This is a genomic window from Brevundimonas sp. (assembly GCF_013823285.1).
Classification (GTDB): domain Bacteria; phylum Pseudomonadota; class Alphaproteobacteria; order Caulobacterales; family Caulobacteraceae; genus Brevundimonas.
This window is the reverse complement of the sequence record NZ_PNLV01000005.1, coordinates 29,505-52,871: the sequence shown is the minus strand read 5'-3', so window position 1 is coordinate 52,871 and position 23,367 is coordinate 29,505. Positions and strand designations below refer to the sequence as shown.

The window sequence follows — 23,367 nt, the reverse complement described above, 5'->3', positions numbered from 1 at the left end:
ACCGGCTGGACTGGCAGAAGCGCCTCGGCTTCGTGGCCCGCAGCCCCCGCTGGGCCGTCGCCCACAAATTCCCCGCCCAGCAGGCCACCACGGTGCTGGAAGCCATCGACATCCAGGTGGGCCGCACCGGCTCGCTGACCCCTGTCGCCCGCCTTCACCCCGTCACCGTCGGCGGCGTGGTGGTCCGCAACGCCACCCTGCATAACGAGGACGAGATCGCCCGCCTCGACGTGCGCATCGGCGACACAGTGATGCTCCAGCGAGCCGGCGACGTGATCCCGCAGATCCTCGGCGTCGTCTCAGAGAAGCGACCCAAGGGCGCGAAACCTTTCGATTTTCCCGACCACTGCCCGGTCTGCGGTTCCGAAGCCGTGCGCGAGGGCGACGAGGTCAAGCGGCGCTGCACCGGCGGGCTGGTGTGCGAGGCGCAGATCATCGAACGCCTCAAGCATTTTGTCAGCCGTCGCGCCTTCGACATTGAAGGTCTTGGTGAAAAACAGCTAATCGCTTTCCACGGCCGCGGCTGGATCAAGGAGCCCGCCGACATTTTCCGCTTGGCCCGCGATACCGAAAGGCTGGACATCCTGCGCGAGGAAGACGGCTACGGCGAAACCAGCGTGGCCAATCTGGTCTCCGGCATCGACGCCCGCCGCACCATCGCCCTTGACCGCTTCCTGTTCGGCCTGGGCATCCGCGACATCGGCGAACAGACCTCGCTGGTTCTGGCCCGCGCCTATGAGACCTGGGCCGCGCTCAAGGCCGCCTGTCTACAGGCCGCGAGGGGCATTCCCAGCGAGGCCTGGACCTGCCTGTCCGAAACCCACGCCATATCGCCCCGGGTCTTGGCGCTGATGGCGGAGGCACGCCCCCCGTCCGACGATCCGTGGCCGGACGCGCCGCTGGACCAGAAAATCGCGCTGGCCTTCCCCGGCATGGCGGCGCCCGCCCGCCGCGGCCTGGCCGAACTGGCCAGTGACTGGCCCGCCGTCGTCGAATGGGCCCGCGTCGCTCGCGAGCAAGGTCCCTCCGAAATCCTCAACCAGATCGCGGGCGTCTCCGGCGTCGGCCCTGTCGCCGCGCGCGAACTCGCCCGCTTCTTCCACGAGCCGCACAACCTCGCCGTGATCGCCGCTCTGGAGGCCGAACTGACCGAGATCGAGCCGGTCGAGCGCCCGGTTCAGGACTCGCCGGTCTCTGGCAGGACCGTCGTCTTCACCGGTTCGCTGGAACGCTTCACCCGCGATGAGGCCAAGGCCCGGGCCGAAAGCCTCGGCGCAAAGGTTTCCGGCTCCGTCTCGAAGAAGACCGACTATGTGGTCGCCGGCCCCGGCGCGGGCTCAAAGCTCAAGGACGCCGAAAAGCACGGCGTGACGGTTCTGACCGAGGACGCGTGGCTGGCCCTGATCGGTTGAGGCGCCTTCACAGAGACCGGGCGAACGCTTCCAGCTCTTCCGGCCCGTTCAGGGCGACGCTCTCGGCGTCGGGCGCGATGCGCTTGGCCATGCCGGTCAGGACCTTGCCCGAGCCCACCTCCGCGAACCGCAGCACGCCGCCTTCGGCGGCCATCCACTCCATGGATTCGCGCCAGCGCACGCGGCCGGTGACCTGCTCCACCAGAAGGCGGCGGATCACCTCCGGGTCGGATTCGGGACTGGCGGTGACGTTGGCGACCACGGGCACCACCGGCGTCACGATCCTGGCGTCGGCCAGGGCGTCGGCCATGGCCTCGGCGGCCGGCTGCATCAGGGGGCAATGGAACGGCGCCGAGACGTTCAGCGGGATGGCGCGCGCCCCCAGTTCCTTGGCCTTCTCGATGGCCCGGTCCACGGCGGCCTTCTCGCCCGAGATCACCACATTGCCGTTGTTGTTGTCGTTGGCCACGACGCACACGCCCAGCGCCGAGCCGGCCTTCGCCGCCTCTTCCGCCAGGGCCAGATCGGACTTCGGCCCGATCAGCGAGGCCATGGCCCCCTTGCCCACCGGCACGGCCTTCTGCATCGACTGCCCGCGCAGCTTCAGCAGGCGCGCCGTGTCCGCCACCGACAGGGCGCCCGCCGCCGCCAGGGCCGAATACTCGCCCAGCGAATGGCCGGCCACGAAGGCGGCTTGCGACACGTCCACGCCGAACTCCACCTTCAGCGCCCGGATCACCGCCAGCGACACGGCCATCAGGGCCGGCTGTGCGTTCTCGGTCAGGGTCAGCTGGTCCTCGGGGCCTTCGCGCATGATCATGCTGAGCTTCTGGCCCAGGGCGTCGTCCACTTCCTGGAACACCTCGCGGGCCGCGGGAAAGGCGTCGGCCAATTGCGCGCCCATGCCCACGCTCTGGCTGCCCTGACCGGGGAAAAGAAGGGCCAGAAGGGGTCCTGCGGTCATGACATGTCTCCGTGTGATTCCGGGCGCGAGGGGTAGGCCATGGGTCGGATGCTGGCAAGCGCGGGGGTTATCCCCTCAGTCGTTCCAGAGCCGCCGGATAGCGCCGTGACAGCGGCGCGCGGATCGTCCCCAACTCGACCGTCCAGTCGCCGGAGCCGTCCGGCTCCAGTCCCGTCAGGTGCGCCGGATTGATCAGCCATGAGCGGTGCGTGCGGATCAGGCCAAGCGGCGCCAGGTCGGCCTCCAGCTTGGCCAGGGTCGTCCGCATCAGCGGGAGACGGCCGTCGCTCAGGTTGAATTCGACGTAGTTCCCCGCCGCCGTCACGGCGAGAATCTCGTCCCCCCTGACGCGGATGATGCGGGCCCCGTCGCGGATATCGAACATGGGCGATGACTGATGCGCAGGGGGCGGCTCGCGCAGTCTGAGAGCGATCCAGAAGGTGGCTGTCAGCGCCAGATAACTCAGGGCGTCCTTACGCAGCTCATAGGGAAACCGCTCGGCGATGTTTCCGAAGTCGTACTCAGCGCCCTGCAAGGCATAGATCGCCTCGCGCAGCAGCACGAAGCCGGCCACGTGCAGGGCGGAGAAAACCAGCAGAGCGGCGGCGTGGGTGATGGCCACGCGCGGCCAGGGAGAGGCCCCTGGCGGCGCACGCATCAACGCCAGCCATGGAATCCAGATCAGGGACAGGATCACCAGGGCGCTGGTCGCCTCCCATGACCATGGCTCCCACACCGCGAAATCCGGACGGTCGGAGATGACTGTCAGGGCGTTCACCACGCCCACGGCCGCAGTGATCGGAACGATGACCGCCGCCCCGGTCCAGAAAGCTTTCCGAGCCTCGCCGTCCGTCACGTCTGAAGCGCCGTTCATCACCGCATCCGTCCGCTTGTCCCCGCAATCCCGCCGCGCGTCACCGGCCGGTTGAGGCGACGCGCCGGCCCGCGCCACACCGGCGGCGCGATCACCACGAACGGACCTCAACATGACCGCCGACCTCGCATCGACACCCTCTCGCCGGCACGACCTGGACTGGGTCCGGGTCGGCGCCTTCCTGCTGTTGATTCTGTATCACGTCGGCATGTTCTACGTGCCCTGGGGCTGGCACGTGAAGAGCAGTCACCAAGTGGACGGGCTGATCCCCGCCATGTTGCTGACCAATCCCTGGCGGCTGACCCTGCTGTTTCTGGTGTCCGGCGCGGCGACGCGGTTCCTGTTCGATGGGCTGGAGCGCCAGGGCGCGGGCGCGGGACGACTGGCGGGATCGCGGCTGCTCCGTCTGCTGCCGCCGCTGATCTTCGCCATGTTCGTGATCGTGCCGCCCCAGAGCTATTACGAGATCGTCGAGGCCCTGCGCGGCTACTTTCCCGGCGCCGATCCCTATCACAACGCCCATACCGCTGATTTCTGGATCCGGTATGCGACCGCCTCCGGGAATTGGTGCGACGGCGACGGCTGCCTGATCACGCCCACCTGGAACCACATGTGGTTCGTGGCCTACCTGCTGGTCTATTCGCTCTTGTTGGCCGGGCTGCTCGCCACGACGCGCGGCGCGCTCAAGCGGCTGGGCGGCATCCTTGAGAAGGCGCTGTCCGGCTGGGGCCTGCTGATCTGGCCGATCCTGTTTCTGGCGGCGATCCGCTGGCTGCTGGCGCCTATGTTCCCGGTCACCCACGCCCTGACCGACGACTGGTACAACCACGCCCTGTCCTTCTCGGCCTTCCTGTTCGGCTTCCTGATCGCGCGATCCGAGACACTGAAGCAGGGCTTCATCCGCATTCGTCTGCCGGCCTTGATCCTGGGCCTGATCGGCTGGATCGGGTGGACTGCCTATGTGCTCAGCTTCCCCGAAGCCTCTGCGACGGTTCCCACCGACGCCCTGCGCCGCATCATGCGGCTGGTCTATGCAATCCAGCAATGGAGCTTCATCGCCGCCATCCTTGGCTATGGCGCGCGATACCTGACGCGCGGCGGGCCTCTGTTGCGCTATCTGACCATCGGCGTGTTCCCCTTCTACATCGCGCACCAGACGATCATCGTCGTGGCCGGGCATCATCTGGCCAAACTGGGCCTGCCCTTGATCGCCGAGGCCGGCCTCATCATCGGGATCACGGTGCTGGGCTGCTGGCTCACCTATGAGATCGCCCGACGCATCGGCTGGTTCGGCCTTGTGCTAGGGATTCGGCCTGCACGAGCGCCGGAGACAGAGCGATGAACCGTCTGACCGCAATGTTGGGGATCGCCTATGTGGTGGTGATGGCGGGCGTCATCCTGATCGGCCCCCTCGGCTACCCGGGCTACAGTTCCCTCCACCAGCACATCAGCGAGATGGGCGCGACGGGCGCGCCTCACGGGCCGACGATCAGTGCGCTGTTCATCGCCACCAGCGTGCTGCTGATCGCTTTCTGGCTGCTGTTTCTGATGGCCCTGCCCTTCTCGGCGATGCGCACGGCAGGCGTAATCCTGCTGGCCATCAATGGGCTCGGGCTTCTGGGAGCCGGCGTCTATGCGTGTGACTTCGAGTGTGCGCGCAACGACCCCAGCGTGGCCCAGCAACTGCACGATCTGTTTGGCGGTCTCGGCTATCTGAGCGGCGTGTTGGGCCTGTTCATGCTTGCGCTGGGCCTGCGCGGTCTGGACGGCTGGTCGCGGCTGTTCCCGCTGGTCATGATCTGCGCCGGGGTCGCCGCCCTGAGCCTTCCCCTGATCGCCCCCGAATTCCCGTGGCATGGCGGGGCCCAGCGTGTGCTGGAGGCCGCCTTCATGGTCGTGATCATCGCTGTGGCGATGCGATTGTGGCGTTCGTCCGCCCGCTGACATGAAACCGTGACCCTGGGTTGCTAGGAGGCGACTATGATCCAGTCCCGCCGCGCCTTCATGGCCTCCGCCACCGCCGCCGCCCTGTCCGCCTACGCCGTCCGCGCCCAGGCCGTCGCCCAGGGACAGGTTCCCGCCGCTCGAGGATTCGTTGACGGCCCGTCCCGCAACGAGGTGTTCGGTTACGGCCCCATGCGCCCGGACCCGGAGGGCCTGCTGGATCTGCCCGAGGGCTTCTCCTATCGCGTGATCTCGCGCGTGGGGCAGCGCATGGACGACGGTCTGGTGACCCCGGACAAGTTTGACGGCATGGGCTGTTTCGCCCTGGACAGCGATAGGGTCGCCCTGGTCCGCAATCACGAATTGGACCACGAGGAAGCCCCTCTCGGCGCCTTCGCCCGGCCCGATCAGGACGACGATTTCAACTGGGACCGCATCTACGGCCGCCAGTCCGACGGCGCCCCGGTGGCGGGCGGCACATCCACCGTCATCTACAACCTGCGCACCGGCCAGACCGAGCGTCAGCATCTGAGCCTGGCGGGGACCAACAACAACTGCGCCGGCGGCATCACGCCGTGGGGCTCGTGGCTGTCCTGCGAGGAGACCACCGACGGCGTCGCCGATGGCCTGCCCCAGGACCACGGCTGGGTGTTCGAGGTGCCGGCGACCGAGCGCGCCGCCGTCGAACCCCTGCCGATCCGCGCCATGGGCCGGTTCCGGCACGAGGCTGTGTGCATCGACCCGCGCACCGGCGTGGCCTATCTAACCGAGGACGTGCGTGACAGCCTGTTCTACCGCTACCTGCCCAACGACCGGCGCAACCTGCACCGGGGCGGGCGGCTGCAGGCCCTGGTGCTGATCGACGCGGAGCGCGGCGACACCCGAAACTGGCACGGCCACTACTGGGCCCAGGGGGAGCGCAAGGCCGTGCGCTGGATCGACATGGACGACGTGGAGAGCCCCGACGCCGATCTGCACCTGCGCGGCCATGCGGCGGGCGCGGCCGTGTTCGCGCGCGGCGAGGGCCTGCACTGGGCCGGGGATCACCTCTATTTCACTTGCACCTCCGGCGGCCCCGCCGAGTGCGGCCAGATCATGCGCTATGACCCCAGCCGCTTCGAAGGTCAGCCTGGCGAGGCGGACGAGCCCGGCCATCTGACCCTGTTCGTGGAATCCGGCGACCGGGCGGTGCTGGATTACGTGGACAACATCACAGTCGCCCCCAACGGCCACGTCATCGGCTGCGAGGACAAGCAGAGCGGCATCCAGCATGTGAAGGGCGTGACGCCCGACGGCCGCATCTATGCGATCGCGCGCAACGCCCTGGACATCGAGGAGCCGGGCGGATCGAACACCGAGTTCGCCGGCGCCTGCTGGTCGCCGGACGGCCGGGTGATGTTCGTGAACCTGTATTCCCCCGGCGCGACCCTCGCCATCACCGGCCCCTGGGACGCCTTCAGAATCTAGGCCGTCGCCACCTTCGCCAGGGCCGCCGTCATGCGTTCGGCGGCCTTCAGCCGGTCTTCCGCCGCGGGCCAGTCGCCCTTGACCACAATCTTCTGGTCGGGGCGGATCTTCCACGCGGCCGGGTTCCTCTGGATGACGCCCACCAGACCCATGGGATTGGGGAAGGTGTCGTTCCTCAGGGTCAGCACCGCCCCCATTGGGCCCATGTCGATCTTGGCGATGTTGGCCGTGCGGCAGTTGGCCTTGATCTCCACGATGCGCAGCAGTTGCGCCGCCTCGTCCGGCAGCGGCCCGAAACGATCGATCAGTTCGGCGGCCAGGGCCTCGCGGTCGGTGGACTGTTCGGCGTCCGACAGGCGGCGATACAGGCTGAGACGGACATTCAGGTCCGGCACATAACTCTCTGGAATCAGGACGGCCGCGCCCACATTGATCTGGGGCGACCAGCCACGGTCGGGGGCCTGTTCGCCCTTTTCACGCAGCTCGGCGACCGCGTCCTCCAGCATCTGCTGGTACAGCTCGACGCCCACCTCGCGGATGTGACCCGACTGTTCGTCGCCCAGTAGATTGCCGCCGCCGCGCTGGTCCAGATCGTGGCTGGCCAGCTGGAAGCCGGCCCCCAGATTGTCCAGCGACTGCAGCACCTGAAGGCGCCGCTCGGCGGACAGGGTCATGGGCTTCTTCGGATCGGTGGTCAGATAGGCGAAGGCCCGCGCCTTGGAACGGCCCACCCGGCCCCGGATCTGATACAGCTGGGCCAGACCGAACATGTCCGCCCGGTGCACGATCAGTGTGTTGGCCGTGGGGATATCGAGGCCCGATTCCACGATGGTGGTGGACACCAGCACGTCATAGGCCCCCTCGTAGAAGGCACCCATGACCTCCTCCAGCTGGGTCGGCGCCAGCTGGCCGTGGCCCACCACGAACTTCACCTCGGGGACCTGTTCGCGCAGGAATTTCTCGATGTCCGGGAGATCCGACAGGCGCGGCGCCACGTAATAGGCCTGACCGCCACGATACTTCTCGCGCAGCAGGGCCTCGCGCACCATCACCGGATCCCACGGCGCCACATAGGTGCGCACGGCCAGACGGTCGACCGGCGGGGTGGCGATGATCGACATCTCGCGGATGCCGGTCAGGGCCATCTGCAGGGTGCGCGGAATGGGCGTCGCGGTCAGGGTCAGCAGGTGCACGTCCGCCCGCAGGTTCTTCAGCTTCTCCTTGTGCTTGACGCCGAAGTGCTGCTCCTCGTCCACGATCACCAGGCCCAGGTTCTTGAACCCGACCTGTTCGGACAGCACCGCATGGGTGCCCACGATGATCTCGACCGAGCCGTCCTTCAGCCCCGCGCGGGTCTCGTTGGCCTCCTTGCCCGGCACCATGCGCGACAGCTGCCGCACGGTGACCGGCCAGCCGGCGAAGCGGTCGGTGAAGGTCTTGTAGTGCTGGCGCGACAGCAGGGTGGTGGGACACACCACGGCCACCTGCATGCCGCTCATGGCCGCCACGAAGGCGGCCCGCAGGGCGACCTCGGTCTTGCCGAAGCCCACGTCGCCGCAGATCAGCCGGTCCATCGGCTGGCCCTTGCCCAGATCCTCAAGCACGTCGCCGATGGCGTTCAGCTGGTCGTCCGTCTCCTCATAGGGGAAGCGGGCGCAGAACTCGTCGAACAGACCCTGCGGCGGGGTCACGGCATCGGTGGTGCGCAGGGCGCGCTTGGCGGCCAGGGCGATCAGCCCCTCGGCCATTTCGCGCAGGCGTTCCTTGGCCTTGGCCTTGCGCCCCTGCCATCCGGCGCCGCCCAGTCGGTCCAGCTGAACCCCGTCGGAATCGGTGCCGTAGCGGGTCAGCAGGTCGATGTTCTCGACCGGCAGATACAGTTTGGATTCGCCCGCATAGAGCAGCTCCAGACAGTCGTGCGGGGCGTCCTGAATTTCGAGGGTCTTCAGGCCCTCATAGCGGCCGATGCCGTGATCCAGGTGCACCACCAGATCGCCGGTGGTCAGGGCCGAGGCCTCGGCCAGGAAGTTGGACGCCCGGCGCTTGCGGCGCGGCCGCGCCAGACGGTCGCCCAGAATGTCGGTCTCGGAAATCACCGCCAGATCGTCGGTGATGAACCCGGTGTCCACCGGCAGCACCGCACGCAGATACAGCCCTTCGGGCGCCGCCTTCACATCGCGCCAGTCGCGCACGGCGACGATGTGATCCAGCCCGTGATCGGTCAGCATGGCGGACAGACGGTCGGACGACCCTTCCGTCCACGAGGCGAACAGAACGCGCTGGCCCTGCCCTTTCAGGCGCTTGGCGTGGTCGGCCACGGCAGCGAACAGATTGACGCTGTCCTGCGCTCGCTCAGCGGCGAAGTTGCGGCCCAGACGGCCGCCGGCATCCTGGCCGTCTCTCTGGAACGGACTGAAGCGGCGCACCGGACGGGGCGCCAGAACGGCCCGCCAGTCCTCGTCATCCAGATACAACCTGTCCAGTGGCAGGGCGCGATAGGCAGAGCCGCCCCGCCCTTGCGACGCCTCGCGCCGCGATTCATAGGCGTCGCGCGCAAGCGTCAGACGCTCGCCCCGCGCATCCTCCGCATGGTGATCGAGGAAGACGGTCGAACCTTCGGGCAGATAATCGAAAAAGGTCTCCATCCGCTCATAGAACAGCGGTAGGAAATGCTCGGCCCCCTGACGCCGCGCGCCCGCGCTGACGGCGGCGTACAGCGGATCGTCCCCCGCCGCGCCGAACAGGTTCAGATAGCCCTGGCGGAACCGCGACACGGCTTCGGCATCCATGAGCACCTCGGACACCGGCGACAACTCGACCGCCTTCAGTTGCTGCGTCGAGCGCTGGGTCCCCGGATCGAACGAGCGGATGGACTCCAGCTCCTGCCCGAACATATCCAGGCGCACGGGCTCGTCGAAGCCCGGCGGAAACACATCGATGACGCCGCCCCGAATGGCGTACTCGCCGCGCTCGGACACCGTCGATGCGCGCACATAGCCGTTGATGGCGAAATAGGATTCCAGCGCCGCCGTATCCAGCTCCCGGCCCACCCGGGTCTCGAAAGCGGCGGCCGTGGTCGCCTCGCGGGGCGGGGTGCGCTGGGTCACGGCGCCGACCGTGGCGACGATCAGCAGCGGCGTTCTGTCTTCAGGGGGCCGCCGGGCCAGCCGGGTCAGGGCCGCCATCCGCTGCGCCGAGACCGCAGGCGTCGGGCTCATGCGGTCATAGGGCAGACAGTCCCACGCCGGATATTCCAGAATTTCAACGTCGTGGGCGAAGAACCGGAACGCCTGCACAAAGGTGCCCGCCCGCGCATAATCCCGCGCCACGAACAGGGCCGTGCCGCCGGTCCCGGCCAGATGCTCGGCCAGCAGGCGCGCGTCCAGACCTTCGGGCGTGCCCGACAGCTCGCGGTCGTCGATGGCGATGATCGAACCGTCCATCACCCGATGCCCTTCTGGACCGCCACGGCCACATGCTCGGCCATGAAGGCGCGAATGTCCGTCAGGATCGGCGTGTCGAACTCGGCCGGGACTGGTTCACGCCCGATGATCCAGCCGTAGAGCGGCTGATCCTCATTGGCCATCAAGGCCTCCAGAACATCCAGCTGCGCATCAGAATAGTCGACGGCGATCCGATCCACGAAGGGGCCCAGCACCATGTCCGCCTCACGGAAACCCCGCCGCCAGGCGCGAAAGCTCAGGCGTTTCAGGCGCTCTTCACGCGCTTGCGGACGTGCGGATTCCTCGGCCACGGCAAATTCCGTTCCGTCAAATTAATCGGGAAGTTCACATAGCGTTCCACACGGCCCGACGCCACCGGCTATGCTGCAGAAATGCGGCCCCAGATTCTCTTTCCCCTTTTCGCCGAGGTCACGACCCTGAAGGGCGTGGGCGCCAAGGTCGCGCCCCAGATCGGCAAGGTGGCCGGCCCGCTGGTCCGGGACCTGCTGTTCCTGGCCCCCACAGGCCTCGTGCATCGTCGCGCCACCACGGCGGATCAGGCCATGGAGGGCGAGGTGGCCATTCTCGACGTGGTCATCGACCGCCATATCCGCCCGCACAAGATCGGCGCCCCGTGGAAGGTGCGGGCCTCGGACCCGACCGGCTTCGTGCACCTGATCTGGTTCCGGGGCGGACCGCATCTGGAACGGCTTGTCCCCTCCGGCGAGCGGCGCGTCGTCAGCGGCAAGGTGGAGATCTTCAACAACGAGATCCAGATTCTCCACCCGGATGTTGTGAAGGCCGAGGCCGCAGGCGCCATCCCCCTCGCCGAAACGATCTATCCCTCCACCGAGGGGCTGGCGCGCCGCATCGTGCGCCGTCTGGCTCTGGAGGCGCTGAAGACCGCGCCGGATCTGCCCGAGTGGCAGGATCCCGCCTGGATCGAGCGCAAGCGCTGGCCCGGGTGGCGCGCCGCGCTGGAGACCCTGCACAACCCCCAGACCGAGGCCGACCTGTCGCCGGACGCCCCGCCGCGCCTTCGTCTGGCCTATGACGAACTGCTGGCGCACCAGTTGGCCCTGGCCCGGCGGCGCCAGTCGCGCCAGACGGTGGGTGCGCCGGTCATAACGCCCGGTCCGGCGTCCGAACAGGTGCTGGCCGCCCTGCCCTTCGAACTGACCCGAGCCCAGAAGCAGGCGGTGGTGGAGATCCGCGCCGACCTGGCCTCGGGCGAACAGATGGGGCGGCTGCTGCAGGGCGACGTGGGTTCTGGCAAGACGGCGGTGGCCGCCATCGCCATGGCCGACGCAGCCGCCAGCGGGCGTCAGTCGGCCCTTATGGCGCCCACCGAAATCCTCGCTCGCCAGCACCACCAGCGGCTGGCTCCCATGCTGGAGAGCGCCGGAGTGCGCGCCGTCCTTCTGACCGGGCGCGACACGGCGGCGGAGCGGCGGCCCAAGCTGGCGGCCCTGGCCTCGGGCGATGCCCAGGTCGCCATCGGCACCCACGCCCTGTTCCAGGACGCGGTGGCGTTCCACGACCTGGCCCTTGCCGTCATCGACGAACAGCACCGCTTCGGGGTCAACGAACGCCAGCGGCTGCAGGCCAAGGGCAAGGCCGGCGTTCACCTGTTGACCATGTCCGCCACCCCCATCCCCCGCACGCTGGAGCTGACCCAGTACGGCGATCTGGACGTGTCGCGCCTGAGGGAGAAGCCGCCCGGCCGCACGCCGGTCACCACAGCGGTCCTGCCGCTGGCGCGCATCGACGAGGTGGCGAACCGGCTCAAGGCGGCTGTGGCCGAGGGCGCGCAAGCGTACTGGATCTGTCCGCTGGTGGCCGAGTCCGAGGCCATGGACCTGGCGGCGGCCGAGGCGCGGGCCGTGGAGTTGCGGGCCCATCTGGGCCTGAACGTGGGCCTCGCCCACGGCCAGATGAACGGCGCCGACCGCGAAAGCGTCATGACCGCCTTCTCCGAGGGCCATGTGCCGGTGCTGGTGGCCACCACGGTGGTGGAGGTGGGCGTCGACGTGCCCAACGCCACCATCATGGTCATCGAACACGCCGACCGCTTCGGTCTGGCCCAGCTTCACCAGCTTCGCGGACGCGTGGGGCGCGGCTCGAAACAGAGCGCCTGCATCCTGCTGTACGGCGATCTGGGCGATGTGGCGCGCGAACGGCTGGACGTGCTGCGCCGCTCCGAGGACGGCTTCGAGATCGCCGAGGAAGATTTCCGCCTGCGCGGCGGCGGCGATCCGCTGGGCCTGAAACAGAGCGGCTTTCCCGCCTACCGCTTCGCCGATCCCATGCGGCACCGCGAGCTGATTCTCGCCGCGTCCGACGACGCCCGTCTGATCCTGAACCGCGACCCGGAGCTGACCGGCGAACGCGGGCGAGCGGTTCAGGTGCTGGAGGCGTTGTTCGACTGGCGGGCCGACCGACCGGCGGCGGACTGATCCCAGGCGCGCAGACGACGTTCCACATCTGCTTCAAGATCGGCGTAGAACAGATTGTAGGATGCTGCTTTTCTTCGATCAGCCCATGAGCCCGTCTGACGGAACGCGTCCGAGTCCGGACGGGAATATCGCAGCACCCCGCCCTGACACTGGGCCGACACCTGTCGGTTCAGGAAGGCGGGACGAGCCCCCCACTCCAGATCGGTGGCGTTGGCGCCGCCCAGATGCTCGCGCTGTTCGGCGTGGCGATCCGTCGGCGCCCCGAGCACCGGATTGACGCACAGGTAAGGGCGGGCTTGCAGCAGCTCCAGCGTTCCCTGCCCGGTCCAGCCCATCGCGCGCCGATGCAGCCGCCGCAGGGCCTCCTCATCCATTTCACGCACCTGCACCCAGGCGATGACGCAGCCTGTCTCCGCCCGGTCGCGGCAGGCGGGCAGGGCCGCGTCCGGTCCGTACTCATCAGCGGGAACCACCGCGTCCATCAGATAGGCCGCCACCAGACGTGCGCGCAGGGCTGCATCGGAACCCACCCGCTCACGCAGCAGCCGCGCGGCCAGTTCACCGCCCTGCTCGACACCGGCGATGATGATGGGGCCGTCAGGATTGCGGGTCAGCCAGACCTCGAACGCCGCGAGAATGTCCTGGTAGGCGAAGGCCCGGGCCTCCCGGGCATCCTCGCGGATGGTCAGGCGGGTATAGAGACTGGCCTGGCGATAACGCGGAACGCTGACGGCCCCAGATCGGGCGAACAGCGCGGCGTGATTGGGCAGAACCGACCGCCGCAGCCAGGCCTCTGCTACGGGCTCGTCGATGGGCGCGTTCCAGTGATCACCGCCGTCATAGGTGGTGGAATGCACGAAGAAGACAGCGGCCTCGCCCGTCGCGGGCTCCTCAAGCAGCGCCCAGGCCGAACGCGCGGCATAGTCAGGCGCTGGCGGCGGTTCATAGGTCTGGAACGGCACCTCCGGGTCCAGGCCGGACCGCAGGATGTCGCCGCGCCAGACCAGAATGGCGACCACGATCAGGGCCACCAGCCCGATCAGCACGCCGCCGATGATGCGGCGGATCAGCAATCCGGACGCGCGCTGGCCCAAGACGTCTTACGCCGCCTTCCGCGCCGCCTGGCGCTTGGCCAGGTCGTCAAAGGCGAGCAGGTCGGCGGCCAGGGCCTCGAACTGGTCCAGCGGCACCATGTTGGGGCCGTCCGACGGGGCGTTGTCTGGATCCTGGTGCGTCTCCATGAACACCGCGTCCACGCCGACGGCCACGGCCGCGCGGGCCAGCACCGGCACGAACTCGCGCTGCCCGCCCGAGGACGTGCCCTGCCCGCCCGGCTGCTGCACGCTGTGGGTGGCGTCGAACACCACCGGACAGCCGATGTCGCGCAGGATCGGCAGCGCGCGCATGTCCGACACCAGGGTGTTGTAGCCGAAGCTGGCGCCGCGCTCGCAGGCCATGACGTTGGGATTGCCCGCGCCGGTGACCTTGGCGATGACGTTCTTCATGTCCCACGGGGCCAGGAACTGGCCCTTCTTGATGTTGATGGCCTTGCCGGTCTGCGCCGCGGCGATCAGCAGATCGGTCTGGCGCGACAGGAACGCCGGAATCTGCAGCACGTCCACCACCTCGCCCGCGATGCGGCAATGCTCCTCGGTATGAACATCGGTCAGCACCGGCAGACCCAGGGTCTCGCGGATTTCGGCGAAGATGGGCAACGAGCCCTCCAGCCCGAAGCCACGCGCCGCATTGGCTGAGGTGCGGTTCGCCTTGTCAAAGCTGGTCTTGTAGATGATCCCCACATCCAGCCGCTCGCCGATCTCCTTGAGCGCCGACGCCATCTCAAGCGCGTGCTGACGGCTTTCCAGCTGGCAGGGTCCGGCGATGAAGACGATGCGCCCGCCCCCGCCGATGCGCACCGGACGCGACAGGCCTTGCGAGAGTTCGATCACGGCGTTGGGCTTCACGAAGACAAATCCTTGTATGTTTTCAGTCGGCGCGGCGTCCAGGCGCCGTTGCTGACGTATCTATGCGGCGTTCAGGTGGCCCACTCGCCGCCCGAAGGCAAGATTACCACGGAGACCGCCTGAGTGGCCAACGACACGTCTGCCCCCGTCATCGTCTGGTTCCGGCGCGACCTGAGAATCGCCGACAATCCCACCCTGACAGAGGCCGCAGCGACCGGGGCCACGGTGATTCCGCTCTACATTCACGACGATCAGCTGGACGGCCGCCCCATGGGCGCGGCGTCCAGATGGTGGCTGGACAAGTCCCTGCGCGCGCTCGCCGCCGATCTGAAAGACCGTGGCGCGCCGCTGGTGCTGCGGGCCGGCGACGCTGAGGCCGCCTTGCGCTCGGTGATCGACGAGACGGGCGCAAAAACCGTTCTGATGAACCGGATGTTCGAGCCGGCGGCCTGGGAGCGCGACGCGGACATCGCCCAGGGGCTGAAGGCGGACGGCGTGACCTGTCGCGGCTTCAACGGGACCATGCTGGCCAGACCGGGCTCGGTGCGCACGGGTCAGGACGCGCCCTACAAGGTGTTCACCCCCTTCCTGAAGGCGCTGCTTCAGGTCGCCGAAGAGCCCGCCCCCCGCGACGGACCGCGCACGCTGAACGGGGTCGAGGGCATAAAAACCGAAACGATCGACGACTGGGGCCTGCACCCGACCGGGCCGGCCTGGTCGGAGGGCTTCGACTGGGCGCCCGGCGAGACCGGCGCCCGCGAGGCCCTGTCCCGCTTTCTGACCGGCCCGCTCAAGGCCTACGGCGACGGCCGTGATATTCCGGGCGACGACGGGACCAGCCGCCTGTCCCCGCACCTGCATTTCGGCGAGATCAGCCCCTGGCGGGCGGTGCGCGCGGCGCGGCAGGCGGCCGGGGACGGCCGGGTCCCGGCCCAGCAGGCCGAAAAGTTCGTCAGCGAAATCGGCTGGCGCGAGTTCTCCACCCACTTGCTGCACCAGTTTCCCTACATGGCCGCGCGCGCCTTCCGGCCCGAGTTCGACGCCATGGCCTGGCGCGATGACCCCAGGGGGCTGGAGGCCTGGAAGCGCGGCATGACCGGCTACCCCATCGTGGACGCGGGCATGCGCCAGCTGTGGGCCACGGGGTGGATGCACAACCGGGTGCGAATGATTGTGGCGTCCTTCCTGATCAAGGACCTGCTGATCGACTGGCGCGAGGGCGAGGCCTGGTTCTGGGACACACTTGTGGACGCTGACATGGGAAACAACATCCAGAATTGGCAATGGGTCGCCGGATCGGGTGCTGACGCCGCCCCTTATTTCCGCATCTTCAATCCCGTGACCCAGGGCGAGAAATTCGACGGAGACGGAGGCTATGTGCGACGCTGGATTCCTGAATTGGCCAGACTTTCCAACCGCTGGATCCATGCGCCCTGGACCGCGCCTGCAGAGGTGCTGGGCGCGGCGGGCATCCGGTTGGGGCGTGACTATCCGGCTCCGATCGTGGACCATGCCAGGGCGCGACAACGCGCCCTGGACGCTCTGGAGGCCATCAAGTCCGCACGGGACAAGGACTGAGGGGAGGTTCTCATGACCGCTGTGACACCCGATATCGCCGCCATCGCCGCGCGCACGCCGACCGGGTTCGGCATTCTGTTGCGCCTGCTGGCCGCAAACTGGTCCATCGGCCGCCTGACGGTGCGTCTGCCCAACGGCGCGGTGCATGAGCTCAAGGGCAGGAACGCCGGACCCTCGGCGACGCTGGTGGTCAAGGACTACAGCTTCGCCAAGCGCGTGCTGGCCTCCGGCGACATCGGATTCGCCGAGGGCTACATGGCTGACGAGTGGGACACGCCGCATCTGGCCGGCCTGCTCGAGGTTCTGGTTCGCAACTACGAGGGCATCCAGCGCCTGTTCGACGGCAATGTGATCATGCGGGCCCTGCACTGGACGAGACACAAGCTGAACCGCAACAGCCGGGAGGGCGCGCGCAAGAACATTCATGCCCACTATGATCTGGGCAATGCCTTCTACGAGACCTGGCTGGACCAGACCATGACCTACTCCTCGGCGGTCTTCGAGACGGCGGGTGAAACGCTGGAGGCCGCCCAGACCCGCAAATATGCGCGCCTGGCCCAGGCCATGGACCTGAAGGCGGGACACAAGGTGCTGGAGATCGGCTGCGGCTGGGGCGGATTCGCGGAATACGCAGCCAGGGAAGTCGGCGCCCATGTCACCGGCATCACCATCTCCACCGAACAGCATGCCTACGCCACTCACCGTCTGGCCGAGGCCGGACTATCGGACCGCGCCGACATCCAGTTGATCGACTATCGCGATGTGCAGGGTCGCTTCGACCGCGTCGCCTCCATCGAGATGTTCGAGGCGGTGGGACAGGAATACTGGCCGACCTATTTCGACAAGATCCACGCGGTGCTGACGCCTGGGGGGCGCGCGGCGCTACAGATCATCACCATGGATGACGCCCTGTTCGCGGGCTACCACAAGCGCACCGATTTCATTCAGAAGTACGTCTTCCCCGGCGGCATGCTGCCCAGCGAGGCCGTGCTGCAGCCGATCGTCGAACAGGCTGGCCTGGCCTGGAGCGGGATCGAGCGGTTCGGCCACTCCTACGCCGACACCCTGAAGCGCTGGGACGAGCGCTTCATGAGCGCCTGGGACCAGATCCAGCGCATGGGCTTCGACGACCGGTTCCGCCGCCTGTGGCGGTTCTACCTGGCCTACTGCGAGGCCGGCTTCCGCGCCGACCGCATCAATGTGATCCAGCTGGCCCTGAACAGAAGCTGAGGCCATGGCCGCTCCCCTGATCTCGACGGAGGCCCTGGCCGCCCGTCTGGATGCGCCGGACCTGCGGATCGTGGACGCCAGCTGGCGCATGGACGGGAGTCGCCCCGGCGACGACGAACCCCGTATTCCCGGCGCCGTGCGTTTCGACCTCGACAGGGTGGCGGACACCGCCAGCCCCCTGCCCCACATGCTGCCCTCGCCCGAAGCGTTCGCGGCGGCGGTCGGCGCCATGGGCATCGGTCAGGACGACCACATCGTGGTCTATGACGATCAGGGCCTGTTTTCCGCCGCGCGGGTATGGTGGACCTTCGGGGTCATGGGTGCGCGGCGGGTGCAGGTACTGGACGGCGGCCTGCCGAAGTGGATCGCCGAAAGGCGCCCGGTCGAGACCAGACCCCAGGCGCCGGCGTCGCCCGCCACATTCAGGACCGACTTTGACGCCGGCAGGGTCGCTGACCTGCTTCAGGTGCGGTGCGCCCTTGAAGAGCCCGCCGCCCGGGTGATCGACGCCCGACCGCCGGCGCGCTTTCGCGGAGAAGCCGCGGAACCCCGCCCGGGCCTTCGCCGCGGTCACATGCCGGGAGCGGTCAACGTGCCCTTCGCCGACGTGCTCAATCCGGACCGCACGCTGCGGACGCCCGCCGAGCTCGCAGTGATCTTCGACCATGCAGGGCTCACGCCCGGTCAGCCGGTCATCACCACCTGCGGCTCCGGTGTGACCGCCGCCATTCTCAGTCTGGCGCTGGCGGTGCTGGGCCGCGACAGCGCGGTCTATGACGGCTCCTGGGCGGAATGGGGTGCTCGGCCCGACGTGCCGGTTGAAGCCGGTGAACAGCCGGGCGCCGCCGGCTAGCGGATCGGAAGCCCGTACATCAGACCCCGCGGGTTGGCGTTCCAGCGCGCATTGAGGCCCCGGGCCAGATTAAGGGGCGAGCGCGCCCCCAGATTGCGGTCGAAGATCTCGCCATAGTTCCCGACCCCCGCGATGGCGTCATGGGCCCAGGCGTCCGACAGCCCCATCATGGATCCGAACCCGTCCCGGGCGCCCAGCAGCCGCTGAATCCTGGGATCCGGCGAGTTCTCGGCCAGTTCGTCCACATTGTCCTGCGTCACGCCCAGCTCCTCGGCGAGGATCAGGGCGTTCAGGGTCCAGCGCACGATGTCGGCCCACTGGTCGTCGCCGCGGCGGACCACCGGGCCAAGCGGCTCCTTGGAGATCACGTCCGGCAGGATGGCGTGGGCCTGGGGGTTGCCCAGCATGGTCCGCGCCGCCGCCAAGGCCGACACGTCCCCGGTGAAGGCGTCGCAGTCCTCGGCCACATAGGCCTCGCGCGCCTGCTCCTCGCTGACGGCCATGACGGGCTCATAGCGCAGGTTTCTGACCGCGAAATAATCCCGAAGGTTGAGGGCCGTGGTTGAGTCGGACTGAACACAGATGCGCGCCCCGTCCAGCTCGGCCGCACTGGTCAGGGCCAGCGAGCGCCGCACCAGAAAGCCCTGGCCGTCGTAATAGTTGACCCCCACGAACTCCATACGTTCGCCGGCGTCGCGCCCCATGGTCCATGAGGTGTTGCGCCACAGCACGTCGATGCGCCCGTCGGCCAGAGCCTCGAACCGGTCGCCGATGGCGAGGGGCACAAATCGCACGGCGTCCGGATCACCCAGCACCGCCGCCGCCGTGGCGCGGCAGAAATCCACGTCAAATCCGCGCCATTGCCCGCGATTGTCGGTATAGGCGAAACCCACCAGGCCCTCATGCACCCCGCAGTTCAACCGCCCCCGTGCCCGAACCGCCGCCAGGGTCACGCTGGGCTCGGCGGCCTCTTCGGCGGCCAGGGGCGCGTCGGGCGCCTGATCGGCGGCCTCACGGTCGGGCCTGCCGTCGCCGCAGGCCGTCAGCACAAGCAGCCCCGTCATCAGCCCCGCCCGGATTGCGCGCGCGATCATCATCCTCGCCTTCGTCTGAACCGTGCATGTGGTGTTAGAAGCCTTTGGCATGCCTCCGCAACCCGCGAGGCGCCTTTCACCGGCAGACGGGCGCATTCCATGAGCCGATCCCCTTCCGACCGCACCCGCCTGATCCGTTCGGCGACCCGAAAACCCTCGGAGGGTCGTCGCCCGGTCAACCCGCCCATCGAGCGGGCGTCGACCCTTCTGAACCCCGGCGCCGCGACCCTGCGGGACCCGTCCCTGGGGCCGGTCTACGGCATCGACGGCATGACGGTTCAGCATGAGCTGCGCGCCCTGATCGCCGAGTTGGAGGGCGCCGCCGACGCCTGGCTCACCCCCACGGGCCTGGCCGCCATCACCATTCCCATCCTGGCCCTGACGCGCCCCGGGGACACCGTGGTCGCCACAGACGCGGTCTATGGCCCCAGTCGCCGGTTTCTGGACCGTCACCTGTCCGCCCGCGGCGTCACGACGCGCTATCATCCCGCCGACGCGGCGACAGACCAGATCATCGCCGCACTGGACGGGGCGAAGCTGCTGCTGATCGAGTCCCCCGCCTCCCTGACCTTCGAGATGATCGACGTCCCGGCCGTCGCCGCCGCGGCGCGGGACAGGGGCGTGCTGACGGTCATGGACAACACCTGGGCCGCCGGGCTGGCCTTCCGGCCGCTGGCGCACGGCGTGGACGTCAGCGTCCAGGCGGTCAGCAAATATGCGGCGGGCCACTCCGACCTGTTGATGGGCGCAATCGCCGTGGCCGACGCGCGCCTCGGCAAGGCGATCTTCAACACCATTGAGGACATGGGCTGGCACACCGCGCCGGACGAGGCCTGGCTGGCGCTGCGCGGTCTGCGCACCCTGCCCCTGCGCATGGCCGAACACGCGCGCTCGGCCTTGCAGGTCGCGCAATGGCTGCAGAACCGGCCAGAGGTCGCCCGCGTGCTCTACCCGCCCCTTCCCGGCTCAGTGGGCCATGACCTCTGGACCCGCGACTATGCCGGCGCGGCGGGCCTGATGGGTGTGGTGCTCAGGGGCGGGACAGAGGCCGAAGCCGAAGCCGTGCTGGACGCCCTGACCCTGTTCGGCCTCGGCTATTCCTGGGGCGGCTTCGAAAGCCTGGCCACCCACGAGACCCCGCAACTGCCCATCCGCCGCCACGCCCCGGCGCTGGAAGGCCCGCTGATCCGCCTGCACGTCGGCCTGGAGGACCCCGCCGACCTGATCGCCGATCTGGAGCAGGCGTTGAAGGCGTGGGCCGTCAGATCATCCCCTGCATGAACCGCACGCCGACTTTCTCGGCATAGGTCTTCACCAGGTCCCCGGCGGCCAGCACATCGGGGTTCTCCGACTTGCGCGCGGCGGTGAAGGGACGTTCCGCATCGGCGATCGGATGGCCGAACAGGGAGTTGGCGTACTGGACCTGGGCCAGAACGCGATAGTTCTCTTCAGGGTGGACGCCCTTGTGCAGGGCGCTGGTGTCCACCAGGAACAGCGTTCCTGAAGGCCCCGTGATGCGCGCTTCCTGATCCAGCAGGCCGTGCTGGGCGACCTTCTCGTCCGTGTGGCGGCCGTCGGCCCACAGGGCGTCGGGGCGTTCGCGGTGGGTGCCGGGGATCATGGCGTGGGGGCCGTCCTTGGGGCCGACGTCGCTCAGGTACATGAACAGCTTCACGAACCCGAGCCGGTACATGTCGTGGTGGTATAGCTGCGCCGTATCCGACAGGTCCTTGGCGCTGACCGGCACGTTTGAGTTCACGAAGGCCACCGGTACGTCGAAGATCGGCGGCACGCCCATGTACTGATGCACGATGGTCAGCAGCAGCGGATCGGCGGCCACCTCGTACATCTCGCTGAAGCTGGTGATCCACGAGAAGTTGGACTTGATCTGGGGCGGAGCCTCGGGGGAGCCCTCCAGAATTTTGGTCAGCTTGTCGCCGTGGATGGTCTCGATCCGCGTCAGCACCTTGTCGCGCAGACTTTCGACAAGGGCCGGCGGGATGGAGAATTTCGCCTTCCACATGCCGGTCTTCTGCAGCGAGCGCACGGCGCCGCGGATGGTGGCAGGCTGATCCTCGACCTGAAACATGCTGCGCGCCAGGGCGTATTTCTCGGACGGCACGTGGTCGGCGATCACGGAGCTGAACACCTGGTGGCTCTTGGACCGGGTCTCGGTGAAGGTCTGGCGCAGCAGCAGATATTCGTCGTTGGTGTTGGTGCGCTTGCGGGCGTAGCCACCATAGGCGTCGGCCATTTTCCGCACCGCATAGTTGGGCGGGAGATACTCGCCGAGATTACGGTTCAGCTCCGCCGCGGCCAGCCCCTCGACCTGGACGGAATAGTTGCGCGCCTGAACCAGAATCCTGTCGCCGAAGGCCATGGGCTTTCCCTGTACCGAGAGATCAGGCGGCAAGCTCTATGAATAAACAGAGCGGCAAGATCGCCTGCCAGAAGCCCGGCTACGCCAAGGGCGGCGGCGAGGAGCAGACCGAGTTCCACATGTCCTCGTACGAGGAGAACTACGCCAACCTGCGGCGCATTGTTGAGATCATCACCCAGGTGCGCCCGAACGCACGCATCGTCTTCACGGTCTCGCCCGTGCCGCTGGCCCGCACATTCTCCGACAATGACATCGTCGCGGCGAACACTGAGGGCAAGAGCATCCTGCGCGCCGCCATCGGGGCCATCGCCCGCGACTTCGACGCCGTGACCTACTTCCCGTCCTATGAACTGGTCATGGCCAACGCGCCATTCAGCTGGCGCGAGGACGACGGCCGCCATGTGGACAACTGGATCGTCTCCAGGATCGTCAAGACCTTCAAGGCGGCCCACTGCACCATGGGGTGAACCCCGCAACCCTCCATCCGATCTGAGCCGACGACGCTCTCCTTGCGAGCGCGTCGTCCTGACCTCATCCCCAGCTTCGAGACCAGTTTGTCAGACTCTCCCACGCCTCTGGATCATCCGCGGTTTCGCGTCTTCCCTCGGAAATCGGAGAAGCTCGCGATCTTCTTTTCGGGCTCCAATACGACCGATCATTCTTTCGAGTGGCTGGAAACGGCGAGGCGCATCGACGCCAGCGCCATCGTCGTCAGCAACGGCCGGAACCAGTGGTACCAGGCGGGGATCGACGGTCTCGGGCGTGACCGGACCGAAGTGACCGGCTCCTTCCGCCACTGGGCGAAGCATCTCGGCGCCCGCAGCCTCTACACAGTCGGCGCCGCCATGGGTGGAACCGGGGCGCTCCTGCACGGCGTCCCGCTAGGCGCGCGCGTCCTGGCGTTCTCGTGCGAGACACAGATGGACCTTGTCGGCGGCAATGTGCAGCGCTTGATGGAGAAGGGATTCACGCCGCCCGTCCCCGATCTGAGGCCCATGGTCGAAAAAGCGCAGGCCCCGATCTTCCTCTACGCTGGTGAAAGCGATCCGGTTGATCTCTGTTCGGCGTTCAATCTCGCCGACCTGCCGAACGTCTTCGCGGACTCCCTTCGGCGCGTGCAGCACGGCGTCGTCAGCTATCTGGACCGCAAGGGCCGCCTCGCCCCGATGATCGACGCCTTCCTGGACGACCAGCATCTGCCGCGCATGCCCGAAGGCGGTTGGGGACTGGAGGAGCAATTCGCCGAAACGCTCTACGCCGCTCACCGCGCCGACGTTGAACGCCGCTGGGGCGACGCGGCGCGCCTGGCGAAGCGCGCGATGAACAATTATCCACGCTCGGATTACGCCAACTACCTGCATGGCAAGGGCATGCTTCATCTGGGCAAATTCAGCCACGCCGAGAACGCGCTGGCGGCCGCCGTGGCGCTGAACCCCGGACTGACGCCGGCCAGGCTCCTGCTCGCGCGCGCTATCGAGAGGATGGGCAGGCTGGACGAGGCCGTCGCCGCCTACGCGCAAATCGCCGACCATCCCATTATCGGCGGGCGCGCCAACTTTGCTGCGGGGCAGATTCACAGCCGACGTGGAGACATGATATCCGCGATGGCCTGCTTCCGTCGAGCCGTCGAGATGGATCCGCAGCGCGCCAATTTCCGGGCGCGTCTGCAGGAACTGGACGGCGCCGAGGCGGCCGCCTGACCGCTGAT

The 23,367-nt window shown here is 67.9% G+C and carries 19 protein-coding genes; 11 read left to right on the top strand and 8 right to left on the bottom strand.

Going from position 1 to position 23,367, the window contains the following annotated elements; translation table 11 throughout:
- A partial coding sequence (locus C0461_RS01860; RefSeq protein WP_363377353.1) for a BRCT domain-containing protein occupies positions 1-1,412 on the top strand: 1,412 nt, incomplete at its 5' end.
- A 7-nt stretch (positions 1,413-1,419) separates the two neighbouring features.
- Here the strand turns inward: C0461_RS01860 and fabD are convergent.
- Both fabD and C0461_RS01850 read right to left on the bottom strand, forming a co-directional pair.
- Complete coding sequence (gene fabD / locus C0461_RS01855; protein ID WP_292103427.1) at positions 1,420-2,376, bottom strand: ACP S-malonyltransferase; 957 nt, start codon at positions 2,374-2,376, stop codon at positions 1,420-1,422.
- A gap of 67 nt (positions 2,377-2,443) precedes the next feature.
- A complete protein-coding gene (locus C0461_RS01850; protein ID WP_292103426.1) occupies positions 2,444-3,250 on the bottom strand; it encodes a LytTR family DNA-binding domain-containing protein in 807 nt (268 codons plus the stop codon).
- Between the two features lie 112 nt (positions 3,251-3,362).
- Between C0461_RS01850 and C0461_RS01845 the strand changes: the two genes are divergently transcribed.
- From C0461_RS01845 to C0461_RS01835, 3 genes are read left to right on the top strand one after another with little or no spacing between them, the layout of a single operon-like run.
- Positions 3,363-4,592, top strand: coding sequence for an acyltransferase family protein (locus C0461_RS01845; protein WP_292103425.1), 1,230 nt, complete (start codon positions 3,363-3,365; stop codon positions 4,590-4,592).
- A complete protein-coding gene (locus C0461_RS01840) occupies positions 4,589-5,194 on the top strand; it encodes a DUF998 domain-containing protein (protein WP_292103424.1) in 606 nt (201 codons plus the stop codon). Before C0461_RS01845 ends, C0461_RS01840 begins: the two co-directional genes overlap by 4 nt.
- Positions 5,195-5,230: 36 nt before the next feature.
- Positions 5,231-6,661, top strand: a complete 1,431-nt coding sequence (locus tag C0461_RS01835) for an alkaline phosphatase PhoX (protein ID WP_292103423.1) — start codon at positions 5,231-5,233, stop codon at positions 6,659-6,661.
- On the opposite strand, the gene mfd is transcribed toward C0461_RS01835, so the two are convergent.
- On the bottom strand, positions 6,658-10,104 hold the full coding sequence (mfd, locus tag C0461_RS01830; protein WP_292103421.1) for a transcription-repair coupling factor: 3,447 nt from the start codon (positions 10,102-10,104) through the stop codon (positions 6,658-6,660). The two genes, C0461_RS01835 and mfd, sit on opposite strands and share 4 nt — an antisense overlap.
- Entirely contained in the window at positions 10,104-10,415 is a 312-nt protein-coding gene (locus C0461_RS01825; RefSeq protein WP_292103419.1) for a succinate dehydrogenase assembly factor 2, read from the bottom strand. Before C0461_RS01825 ends, mfd begins: the two co-directional genes overlap by 1 nt.
- Before the next feature lie 81 nt (positions 10,416-10,496).
- Between C0461_RS01825 and recG the strand changes: the two genes are divergently transcribed.
- On the top strand, positions 10,497-12,560 hold the full coding sequence (gene recG, locus C0461_RS01820) for an ATP-dependent DNA helicase RecG (protein WP_292103418.1): 2,064 nt from the start codon (positions 10,497-10,499) through the stop codon (positions 12,558-12,560).
- On the opposite strand, the gene C0461_RS01815 is transcribed toward recG, so the two are convergent.
- On the bottom strand, positions 12,506-13,654 hold the full coding sequence (locus C0461_RS01815) for a DUF3089 domain-containing protein (RefSeq protein ID WP_292103417.1): 1,149 nt from the start codon (positions 13,652-13,654) through the stop codon (positions 12,506-12,508). The genes recG and C0461_RS01815 overlap by 55 nt on opposite strands.
- A gap of 6 nt (positions 13,655-13,660) precedes the next feature.
- Positions 13,661-14,524: a 3-deoxy-8-phosphooctulonate synthase gene (gene kdsA / locus C0461_RS01810; protein WP_292103415.1), complete on the bottom strand. Its 864-nt coding sequence runs from the start codon at positions 14,522-14,524 to the stop codon at positions 13,661-13,663.
- Positions 14,525-14,647: 123 nt separating this feature from the next.
- Between kdsA and C0461_RS01805 the strand changes: the two genes are divergently transcribed.
- The 3 genes from C0461_RS01805 to sseA are packed head-to-tail and all read left to right on the top strand — an operon-like array spanning position 14,648 to position 18,185.
- Entirely contained in the window at positions 14,648-16,102 is a 1,455-nt protein-coding gene (locus C0461_RS01805) for a deoxyribodipyrimidine photo-lyase (protein WP_292103414.1), read from the top strand.
- A 12-nt stretch (positions 16,103-16,114) separates the two neighbouring features.
- Positions 16,115-17,332 (top strand): cyclopropane-fatty-acyl-phospholipid synthase family protein, encoded by a 1,218-nt coding sequence (locus C0461_RS01800; protein ID WP_292103412.1) that lies wholly within the window; start codon positions 16,115-16,117, stop codon positions 17,330-17,332.
- Positions 17,333-17,336: 4 nt separating this feature from the next.
- A complete protein-coding gene (gene sseA / locus C0461_RS01795) occupies positions 17,337-18,185 on the top strand; it encodes a 3-mercaptopyruvate sulfurtransferase (protein WP_292103411.1) in 849 nt (282 codons plus the stop codon).
- Here the strand turns inward: sseA and C0461_RS01790 are convergent.
- Positions 18,182-19,279, bottom strand: a complete 1,098-nt coding sequence (locus C0461_RS01790) for an amino acid ABC transporter substrate-binding protein (RefSeq protein ID WP_292103409.1) — start codon at positions 19,277-19,279, stop codon at positions 18,182-18,184. The two genes, sseA and C0461_RS01790, sit on opposite strands and share 4 nt — an antisense overlap.
- Before the next feature lie 99 nt (positions 19,280-19,378).
- Between C0461_RS01790 and metC the strand changes: the two genes are divergently transcribed.
- Entirely contained in the window at positions 19,379-20,560 is a 1,182-nt protein-coding gene (metC, locus tag C0461_RS01785; RefSeq protein ID WP_292103407.1) for a cystathionine beta-lyase, read from the top strand.
- Here metC and C0461_RS01780 read toward each other — a convergent pair.
- A complete protein-coding gene (locus C0461_RS01780) occupies positions 20,541-21,659 on the bottom strand; it encodes a hypothetical protein (protein ID WP_292103406.1) in 1,119 nt (372 codons plus the stop codon). The genes metC and C0461_RS01780 overlap by 20 nt on opposite strands.
- A gap of 38 nt (positions 21,660-21,697) precedes the next feature.
- Between C0461_RS01780 and C0461_RS01775 the strand changes: the two genes are divergently transcribed.
- Both C0461_RS01775 and C0461_RS01770 read left to right on the top strand, forming a co-directional pair.
- Positions 21,698-22,126 (top strand): GSCFA domain-containing protein, encoded by a 429-nt coding sequence (locus tag C0461_RS01775; protein WP_292103404.1) that lies wholly within the window; start codon positions 21,698-21,700, stop codon positions 22,124-22,126.
- A gap of 87 nt (positions 22,127-22,213) precedes the next feature.
- Positions 22,214-23,359 carry a tetratricopeptide repeat protein gene (locus C0461_RS01770; RefSeq protein WP_292103403.1) on the top strand — a complete coding sequence of 382 codons (1,146 nt, stop codon included), beginning with the start codon at positions 22,214-22,216 and terminating at the stop codon, positions 23,357-23,359.
- The last annotated feature ends 8 nt before the right edge of the window (positions 23,360-23,367 follow it).